Here is a 5,443-nt window from a genome sequence, read left to right on the forward strand (position 1 = left end):
AGCCGGTGGATTTTCATATCATTAAAACCCCGGGGAAATTATTATAATTTCCCCGGGGTTAAAGTTTTATATTTTGCCACAGAAACCGCGCATAAGGCGCTCTGCTGGCTAATGCTTACAAGCGGTCTATCTCGCAACGATTACAGTTCGTTTTGGGCGAGGACTTCTTGCAAGGTTTTGGCGGATTTTTGCAGGTCGGCCGCTTCCTGTTCGTTGATTTCAAACGGGACGTGCGTTTCTACGCCGTTTCTGCCTACAATCGCCGGCATACTAAGCGCAATGTCCGAAATGCCGTATTGCCCGTTCATCAAAGAGGAAATCGGCAAAATGGATTTTTCGTTGCGCACAATGGCTTCGCAAATGCGGCGCACGGCCATAGCAATACCGTAATAAGTGGCGCGTTTGCGTTTGATAATTTCGTAAGCGCTGTTCTTCACTTCGTCGGCGATTCTCTTCATCGCTTCCTCGTGCTTAAAAAAACCGCGCATTTCGCAGAATTTGTTTAACTTAATACCGGACACGTTGGCGCAACTCCAAGCGGCAATTTCGCTGTCGCCGTGTTCGCCGATGATAAACGCGTGTACGCTGCGGCTGTCCACGTCCAAATGCTGGCCCAAGTTGTATTTCAAGCGCGCGGTATCCAACACGGTGCCAGAACCGAAAACGCGGTTGGCCGGAAAGCCGCTTAACTTAATGGCGACGGTCGTCAAAATATCCACCGGGTTAGCCACAATAAGCAAAATACCCTTGTAATCAATTTTTTTGATTTCGGGAATAATGGACTTAAAGATCGCGATGTTCTTTTTAACGAGGTCCAAGCGGGTTTCGCCGGGTTTTTGGTTGGCGCCCGCGGTAATGATAATCAGTCCGGCGTCCTTTAAATCGTTATAACCGCCAGCGTAGATTTTCATCGGTTTGGCAAACGGCAGGCCGTGGCTGATATCCAGGGCTTCGCCCTCGGCACGGGCTTGGTCGGCGTCAATGAGTACCATTTCGGTAAACATACCGCTCTGCATCAAACTAAACGCAGAGGACGAGCCGACGAATCCGCAGCCAATAATGCCCACCTTGCTGAAATTGATATAATTTGTTTCCATACTTTTACTTCCCCCTTGGGGCTTTCGCCCCGCTGTTATTACTATACAAAATCTGTCTTTCCTTGGTCGCCCCTAAAATAGGTTAGGCGTTACTTAAAACTCCAAGCGTTGCCCATTGTGTTTTCAATAAATTCAAGTAACCCCTTGTGGAGCAAAATCCGCTTGTTGGTGCGGATACGGTGCACCTTGTCCGGGTGTTCCTTGGAGGGAACCTCCAAATATACCACGGTGGTACCGCGCGTCATATCTAAATACGTGCGCAATTTTTGCAGGTTGTTTTTGGAATAACCCGCCGGGATATGAATTGTAAATTCCTTGGCAATGTTGGAAATTAAATCCGTTACGCTGCTTACGCCCTTTAAATTGAGTTCAATGCGCGCGCTGTCCTCGTCCACCTTAATATCGCCCATAAAGTTCAAAATGGCGTTCGGGGCCAGTTTGTGGGACATCCCTTCATAGGCCGCGGCAAACGCGTTTACCAAAATGGAGCCCGTGCAGTCCTCAATCGTCATTTGCGCCCACTCTTTCTTTTGCTTGTTTTGGCGTTTTTTAAAGAGCGTAATAATGCCCACAATGTTTAAGCGGCCCGTGGCACGCCCTTCCAAAATATCAATAATCGGCGTACAGCGCAGTTGCTTTAAATAGTTTTGGTACTTGGCAATCGGGTGCCCGCTGAAATACAGGCCTAATACTTCTTTTTCGTAAGCGAGCAACTCGCTTTGCGTGAGCGGCTCGGCCTTGACGGCTGGTTTTTTCTTAACGCTTAGTACGGAGGAAAAATCGTCGCCGAACAGGTTGCCAGCGTCCTTTTCTTTTTCTTTCGCCACCAAGTGGGCGGTATCTACGGCGTTGTCTATATTGGCCAGCAGCGTGGCGCGGGCGGCCTTGGGGTCCTGCCCCGGCATCATAGAGTCCAGCGCACCGGCCTTGGTTAAACTTTCAATCGTTTTTTTGTTGGCCTGGAAGAGGTCAATGCGGCTGCATAAATCTTCCAACGATTTATAGGGCCCATCCTTTTTGCGTTCGTTCACGATAGAAAGGCAAGCCTCTTCCCCGGCGTTTTTGATGGCTTCCAGCGCGTAGCGGATGTATTCCTTCCCGTCAATTTCCTCTACGGAAAATTCCGGCTCGGACTTGTTCACATCCGGCGGCAGGGTGGCAAAGCCCATTTTTTTGGCTTCTTCCAAATAGGTAACAATTTTGTTTTCCTTATCGTCGGAGCCAATAGCGTTGTGCCCGATTTCGTTGGTCAGGGCCGCGCACATAAATTCAATGGGATAGTTGGCCTTTAAATACGCCGTTTGATACGATACCAAGCCGTACGCAAACGAGTGGGATTTGTTAAAACCGTAGCCCGCAAAGGCCTTCATCTGTTCATAAATGTGCGTAGCGATTTTTTCGGAAATATTGTTCTTTTTGCAGCCCTCTACAAATTTTTTACCGAACTTTTCCATTACGTCCAGTTTCTTTTTACCCATAGCCTTACGCAAGGTATCAGCCTCGCCGGGGGTAAAGCCGCCCAACGTCTTGGAAATTTGCATAATCTGCTCCTGATACACCATACAACCGTAGGTGTCTTTCAGGGTTTCTTCCAAGAGGGGCGTTTCATAGACGATTTTTTCCTGCCCGTTTTTGCGGCGTACGAACATATCCATCATACCCGATTCCATCGGGCCGGGGCGGTAGAGCGCCACCAAGGCGGATACGTCGCTAAATTGGGTTGGCTGCAACTTTTTGATAAGGTCGCGCATACCGCCGCTTTCCAACTGGAAGATACCCAGCGTCTTGCACGCACAGAGCATATCGTAGGTTTTTTTATCGTCCAGCGGGATTTTATTAATATCAAAATTGGGGTCGTGGCGGGCGCGAATCATCTTTTCGGCGTTATCAATAACCGTCAGCGTTCGCAGACCCAAAAAGTCCATTTTCAGTAGCCCTAAATTGGAGCACGGCTCCCCTTCAAACTGAGTGGTAATGGAATCACGCGCCCCGCGCGCAAGCGGCACGTATTCGGACACCGCATCCTTGGTAATCAGTACCCCGGCGGCGTGAATACCCGTATGGCGTTTTAAGCCCTCAATTTTGCGGGCCATTTCAAAGAGTTTTTTGCTCTGCGGGTTGTGGTCAATTTCGTTTTTGAGTTCATTGATTTCCAACGCCTTTTCCAAGGTCATTTTGGGGTCGTTGGGAATCATTTTGGCGATACGGTTGGCCTCGGCTACCGGGATTTCCATTGCGCGGGCCACGTCCTTTAAGGCCAGTTTGGCCTTCATCGTACCAAAGGTAATAATCTGGGAAACTTTATCATAGCCGTATTTCCCGCGTACATAATCAATGACGCGTTCGCGCCCCGCGTCGGACATATCAATATCCAAATCGGGCATACTGACGCGGTCCGGGTTCAAAAAGCGTTCAAACAGCAGTTTGTTTACAATGGGGTCCACGCGCGTAATATCCATACTGTACGCCACCAAAGACCCTGCGCCGGAACCACGCCCCGGCCCTATCGGAATTCCGTTGGCGCGCGCCCAGTTAATAAAGTCCTGCACAATAAGGAAGTAGCAGTCAAAGCCCATTGTAATAATAACGTTGAACTCAAACTCCAACTGCTTCCAATAATTGTCCGGCACGTTGCCGTTCATCTTTTTGATAAGCCCTTTGCGGCAAATATCCTTAAAGTATTCGGCTGAGTTGGGGAACTCTTTGGGAATATCAAAGTTCGGCAAAATAAACCCGTGTTTGGGAAACTCCAAATTACACTTTTCGGCAATGGCCAAGGTATTGGAGCAGGCTTCGGGCGTGTGCGAAAATAGTGCGCACATTTCGTCGGGTGATTTAAAATACAACTCGTGCGACATTTGCATACGGTTGGGGTCGTTTAACGTCTTGCCCGTAGCAATACAAACGGCCACATCGTGCGCCAGCCAGTCATCCTTTTTGTAATAGTGGCAGTCGTTGGTGGCCACCACGGGGATGCCCGTGCGCTTGGCGACGTCCTTTAAAAGAGGTAAGGATTCTACCTCTTCCCGTATGCCGTGGTCCATTAGTTCAATGTAATAGTTTCCTACGCCAAAGATATCTTGGTACTCCTTGGCGAGGGCGCAGGCCTTGTCAAAGCCGCCCGGTTCGCGCACATATTGGGATAAAAAGCCCTTTAAGCAGCCGGACAAACAGAGCAGTCCTCCGCTGTGCTGGGCTAAAATTTCTTTGTCTATGCGCGGGTGATAATAAAATCCGTCCACCCAAGCCATAGAGTTTAACTTCATTAAATTGCGGTAGCCCTCATAATCGCGGGCCAGCAGGGTTAAGTGCCCGGTGCGGGATTTATCCTTTTCGTTATATTTGCCTTCGGTAATGTAGAACTCGCACCCGATGATAGGCTTAATGCCCGCCGCGCGGCCCGTATCATAAAAGTCCAAGGCGCCGTACATATTGCCGTGGTCGGTCATTGCCATAGCCGGGATGCCCTGCGCCACTAAATCCTGCAAAAATTGCGAAGGTTTGTGGTTGGAGGATATGCGCAGCATACCGTCCAAGAGGGAGTATTCCGTGTGGTTGTGCAGTTGTACAAATTCGGCCATAGGGGCAAATCCTTTTAAAATCGGCGGACGGATAAACAGTCCGGGCGGGTCTAAATGTTATAAGATATGTATATGAAACATTATAGTAAATTAAAAGAGACAACGATTTCCTCCAAAACGCTCTATAAGGGTGTATTGGGTGTAAAAATGGATGAAGTAAGATTGGTAAACGGCAAGACCTCCACCCGTTTGTATTTTGACCACCGCGGCGCAAGCGGCGTACTGCCCGTAGAGGACGGATATGTCTATTTAGTCCAGCAATACCGCTACCCGATTGGGCAGGTTACGCTGGAAATCCCCGCCGGCAAGCGCGAGGAAAACCAAACTTTTTTGATGTGCGCCGAAGCGGAACTCAAACAGGAAACAGGCCTAACGGCTAAAAACCTGCAAGAGGTGATGACCTTCCACCCGTGCAATGCGTTTTCCAACGAGATCCAGCATTTGTATTTGGCTACGGGTCTCACGCGCGGGGAAGACCAGCCGGATGAGGACGAATTTTTGAATTTGGAAAGAGTGCCCTTGGAAAAAGCCTACCAAATGGTGGAAAATGGCGAAATTACCGATGCTAAAACGGTGATTATGCTCCAATGGTATAGAATACATTTCCCTACTTTTTTTACCGAAAAAAAGTAGCAAAAAACTCGCCGCCCAAAGCGTTATAAAAAGCAGAGTTGAACGGATATTTTGATAACTCGCCTGAACAGGCTCAAACAAATCAAAATATTTTTCCGTTCAACTCGCTTTTTATAACTACTGCTCACAATA

3 protein-coding genes are annotated in these 5,443 nt (G+C 48.6%); 1 reads left to right on the forward strand and 2 read right to left on the reverse strand.

Annotated elements, in window-relative coordinates:
* Positions 1–140 precede the first annotated feature (140 nt).
* Positions 141–1,097 carry an L-lactate dehydrogenase gene (locus B2118_RS04045; protein ID WP_428053433.1) on the reverse strand — a complete coding sequence of 319 codons (957 nt, stop codon included), beginning with the start codon at positions 1,095–1,097 and terminating at the stop codon, positions 141–143.
* A gap of 89 nt (positions 1,098–1,186) precedes the next feature.
* Positions 1,187–4,678 (reverse strand): DNA polymerase III subunit alpha, encoded by a 3,492-nt coding sequence (gene dnaE, locus B2118_RS04050; protein ID WP_428053434.1) that lies wholly within the window; start codon positions 4,676–4,678, stop codon positions 1,187–1,189.
* Positions 4,679–4,750: 72 nt separating this feature from the next.
* On the opposite strand from dnaE, the gene B2118_RS04055 reads away from it, so the two are divergent.
* Complete coding sequence (locus tag B2118_RS04055) at positions 4,751–5,311, forward strand: NUDIX domain-containing protein (protein ID WP_428053435.1); 561 nt, start codon at positions 4,751–4,753, stop codon at positions 5,309–5,311.
* Positions 5,312–5,443: the final 132 nt, after the last annotated feature.

The organism is Candidatus Avelusimicrobium stercoris (assembly GCF_002437085.1).
Taxonomy (GTDB): domain Bacteria; phylum Elusimicrobiota; class Elusimicrobia; order Elusimicrobiales; family Elusimicrobiaceae; genus Avelusimicrobium; species Avelusimicrobium stercoris.

Bases quoted from the DNA above. Each gene is read 5' to 3' on its own strand.
- B2118_RS04045 (WP_428053433.1), bottom strand. From the start codon at position 1,097: ATGGAAACAAATTATATCAATTTCAGCAAGGTGGGCATTATTGGCTGC.
- dnaE (WP_428053434.1), bottom strand. From the start codon at position 4,678: ATGGCCGAATTTGTACAACTGCACAACCACACGGAATACTCCCTCTTG.
- B2118_RS04055 (WP_428053435.1), top strand. From the start codon at position 4,751: ATGAAACATTATAGTAAATTAAAAGAGACAACGATTTCCTCCAAAACG.